The organism is Microcystis sp. LE19-84.1B (genome assembly GCF_027531875.1).
GTDB lineage: Bacteria > Cyanobacteriota > Cyanobacteriia > Cyanobacteriales > Microcystaceae > Microcystis > Microcystis panniformis.
This window is the reverse complement of record NZ_JAPZSR010000158.1, coordinates 1-3,693: the sequence shown is the minus strand read 5'-3', so window position 1 is coordinate 3,693 and position 3,693 is coordinate 1. Positions and strand designations below refer to the sequence as shown.

General features: G+C 44.5%; 3 protein-coding genes and 3 pseudogenes. 1 reads left to right on the top strand and 5 read right to left on the bottom strand.

All coding sequences use genetic code 11. The features are described from left to right. Nucleotides 1-114, top strand: a 114-nt coding sequence (locus O9324_RS09845) for a transposase (protein WP_271947859.1), incomplete at its 5' end; no start/stop codon positions are given. Between the two features lie 25 nt (nt 115-139). Here O9324_RS09845 and O9324_RS09840 read toward each other — a convergent pair. From O9324_RS09840 to O9324_RS09820, 5 genes and pseudogenes are all read right to left on the bottom strand, one after another. Beyond that, nucleotides 140-931: pseudogene (locus O9324_RS09840) on the bottom strand (iron-containing redox enzyme family protein); the annotation flags it as partial. A gap of 317 nt (nt 932-1,248) precedes the next feature. Next, nucleotides 1,249-1,410 (bottom strand): annotated as a pseudogene (locus tag O9324_RS09835) (UDP-glucose--tetrahydrobiopterin glucosyltransferase); the annotation flags it as partial. 2 nt (nt 1,411-1,412) lie between these two features. Further along, entirely contained in the window at nt 1,413-2,159 is a 747-nt protein-coding gene (locus tag O9324_RS09830) for a LemA family protein (RefSeq protein WP_288140090.1), read from the bottom strand. 54 nt (nt 2,160-2,213) lie between these two features. Beyond that, on the bottom strand, nt 2,214-3,083 hold the full coding sequence (locus O9324_RS09825; RefSeq protein ID WP_288140089.1) for a TPM domain-containing protein: 870 nt from the start codon (nt 3,081-3,083) through the stop codon (nt 2,214-2,216). A gap of 66 nt (nt 3,084-3,149) precedes the next feature. Beyond that, nucleotides 3,150-3,557, bottom strand: a pseudogene (locus O9324_RS09820) (glycosyltransferase); the annotation flags it as partial. Nucleotides 3,558-3,693: the final 136 nt, after the last annotated feature.

Here is a 3,693-nt window from a genome sequence, read left to right as displayed (position 1 = left end):
GTGGTCGAGGGAATCAACAATAAACTTAAACTAATAAAACGGAGAGCCTATGGCTTTAGAAACTTTCGTAATTTTTGGGTTAGAAGTATGTTATCTTGGCATCTTGTCTGTTGATTTAGCATAAAGAGTAACGAAGAGCCGACAGCTTTTTGCCTTTAATCATTTTAGGGAAAAGCGTAACAATCTTGAGTTGGTCTGATGATGTCAAAGATTTATCTAGCGCCAACGCACGTTCATACATATTGTCCCAGTAAGCAGCACGTAGATTTAAGGCTTTTAACATTCCTTTGCGTAATTCCAGAACAGCCTGTTCGCTTTCACTGGCTAATTCCTTAGCAATCTCAACTAAAGTTAAGCCGTGTTCATCCTCCACTTCTGTATGTAAAGGAAAAAATACATATTGCTGCAAGGATAATGATGTATGGTTTTTAATCGCTTCAATAATGTGTTTGTAGATAAATTTAACCACAGATTCAGTCCCTAAACCTATGGCTCCAATAGCTTCGAGTGAACTTCCATTCTGGAGCAGCGATAAGAATGATTCACGCCAGATTTCCACTTCAACACAAGGCGTTTGCCTGCTATCTACTCCCATAGCTTCTTGAAAACGCTTGAATAACTGTGGGTGAGGGATTTCCTGTACCCACTCATCCTTAATACCTAATTTACGGATTGCTTCCAGATCTTGATCGTGTAGATGTCCGTTTTCTTCAGCTAAGTTCTTGAGCAGGTGATTTCGATGAGTGGGATTTTCTAGCTTTGATATTACTGCTGTTAAATAACGGGAAAACCAGTCACTATAAGCTCCGTATTGACTGGCAAAGTCTTTGAGAACTTCATCAGTATGTTGAAATTCTCCTTTTTCTAAAGCAAGTAAATAGGGGTGATTAATTGCTCGATGGCTTAGTGCTTCCTTGATTAAATTTTCCATTTTTCCTTATCCCCCGATAGTCGCCCCCTTTTTAAGTACTATCACAAAATTTGCCAATTGTCGATAGCGTTTGAGATGCGCTCACCCTGAAAACAGAGCAATTTTACCCCCGATCACTCCCATATCTGGTACTTTTTGATTGCCAAAAGGTCTAAAAGTCTTACCCAACAAGGTTTTTAGATTTATTCAGCAAACCCTATCTGTTTTGACTTTGTGTTCTTTGTGTCTCTGTGGTTTATCCCGAACCCTTCTGGGATAACCCGATAGAAAAGTGTATGCTAGGCTAGATTTAACCGGACTAAACCAAGAGAGCCTATTTATTTTTTGCGAGCAAAAATTTCTTCAAACCAATTAATAGCTCGATTTGCTAAAGCTTCTAGGGAATATTTTTGCTCGACTACTGCACGACAAGAATATCGATCGAGCCGGTCTAAATTTTTAATTCCTGTAACTAATCCCTCGATACTATCCGGTTCAACCTTCATTTCGTGGCCTGGAAAAAGGACTGCTGGTGAAATCCCCAAGCTTTAGCGAGGAGCGAGGTGGGAAATGCTTGGACTTGCTGGTTATAAGCTTGTACCGCCTGATTGTATCGCATCCGTTCCACCGCTAGGCGATTCTCCGTGCCTGCCATTTCGTACTGGAGGTTGATAAACAGTTGGCTAGACTGTAACTGCGGATTCGTTGCGGCATACTGGTGGAAACGTGCGATCGCCTGATCGATTTTGGCAATAGCAGCGGCTTTTTGTGCGGGGGTTAGTGCTTGCAAATATGCCTGACGGGATTGCACCAGCAAGGTGACTAAGGCTTTTTCCTGTTGAGCAGATGCTTGTGTGACGCTGACGAGATTAGGGATGAGATCGGCACGCCGCTGGAGTTGGTTTTCCACTTGCGCCCAGGCCGCATTTACTCTTGAGGCAGAACTCCCCAGAGTATTATATGTCCACATTCCCGAAAGCGCAATCACCCCTAGTATAGCTACCCCCACAGATAGCAATCTCTGGCGTTGTTGTGTCGCCTTCTTCTGTCGCTCTAACTTTTGTTGGCGTTGCCTCTGAACTTCCCGAATTGCTTGTTGGATAAATTCAGCCGGAATCCGCACTTCTTTGGCAGCCTCTACTAATTCCGACTCGGCGAAGCTCTGGGTGTAATCAGCATAGTATCGCGAGGCAAGTTCTAGCACCTCTGGCACAATTTCTTCAGGAATGCGAATTTCTTTGTCGTTCATGGCTAATCTTAGAAAATTTTCCAGGGATTCACGCCGTTTGTGATCAAACGGCCATTACCAACTGTCGCCAGCACCGCCGCCGCCACTATCTCCGCCACCAAAACTACTGCCGCCGCTATCTCCGCCACCAAAACTACTGCCGCCACTATCTCCGCCACCAAAACTACTGCCGCCGCTATCTCCACCACTAAAACCACCGCCGCTGCTAATTAGATAGAGGCTAATCCGATATATCAGGTAAAAAATAACCAAACCGCCGCCAATAGCAACACCTAACCACATCCAGAAATGTACTCCTCGGCTATTATTCTGGGGGGTATCTTGAGTCAACTCTTTACTCAGGGATGGTTCTAAGGAGACAATTATGGCTCTGGTCCCTGCCAAAGTCCCGCCATCAAAATCTTTTTGCCGGAAGCGCGGCGTTATCTGTGTCTCGATAATATTGCCAACTTTCCCATCGGGTAAAATCCCCTCTACTCCATATCCTGTCTCAATTTCTACGCGGCGGTCTTTGACTGAAATCAAAAATAGCACGCCGTTATCTTGGCCTTTTTTGCCAATTTTCCAATAGTTGAAAAGGTTGGTCGTAAACTCTTTAGGAGAGGCGGCGGGAGCAGTTTCCGGTACAGTTACCACTGCTATTTCCGCTCCGTTTTTGGCTTCTAACCGAGCGATCATCTGGTTCAGTTGGGTTTCTGTTTCCGGTTGAAGAATCTCGGCTTTATCTGTCACCCATCCCCCGGAAACCTGTCGAGGATTGGGTACTTCTTGAACCGTCAGAGCCAGGCCAGGACAAGGAACTAGGAAAAAAGCTACGCAGAGCGAACCGAGCCAAATAACTGGATAAGGTTTAACTACTAAAGCTTTCATGACTTTAACCTCCGGTGAGTAGATATTTGTGCCTTTCTGTTGTTGTGTGATCACAGAAAGACACTCTCGAAACATCGTCTGCTTCTATCATATTAGACTCCAGCTAAAAACCCTGCTCCCTCACTGACAAAAAATTTCTTCAAACCAAGCAATGACTCGATTTCCTAAAGCTTCTAGGGAATATTTTTGCTCCACTACTGCACGGCAAGAAGATCGATCGATCCGGTCTAAATTTTTAATTCCTGTAACTAATCCCTCGATACTATCGGGTTCAACTAAAAAACCAGTTTTTCCATCTTCGATAATTTCTACCAGACCACCGCGACGATAGGCAACTACGGGAACACCACAGGCTAAAGCTTCAATAGCCCCGTTACCAAAAGCCTCAACCCAGCGCGGGGTTATCAACAGGACAAAACAGTCGCCTAACTCTTTTTGAAGGCTCTCGGTGGGCAAAAAACCGCGATAATCGACTAAATCGAAACTATAGGCATCCTGTAAATTTTGCCAGTAGAGAGGATCGGAAATTTGACATCCTCGCCGCCCTAAAAGTGCGGCGATTCCTAAACCTCACGATTTAAGTTTCTGCTTCCACCACCGTCGCATACCACAGTTAAAAAACCATGTACTGTCTTACACAGAGTCCACAGACTTTCGCCCCATT

Bases quoted from the DNA above. Each gene is read 5' to 3' on its own strand.
- O9324_RS09830 (WP_288140090.1), bottom strand. From the start codon at position 2,159: ATGAACGACAAAGAAATTCGCATTCCTGAAGAAATTGTGCCAGAGGTG.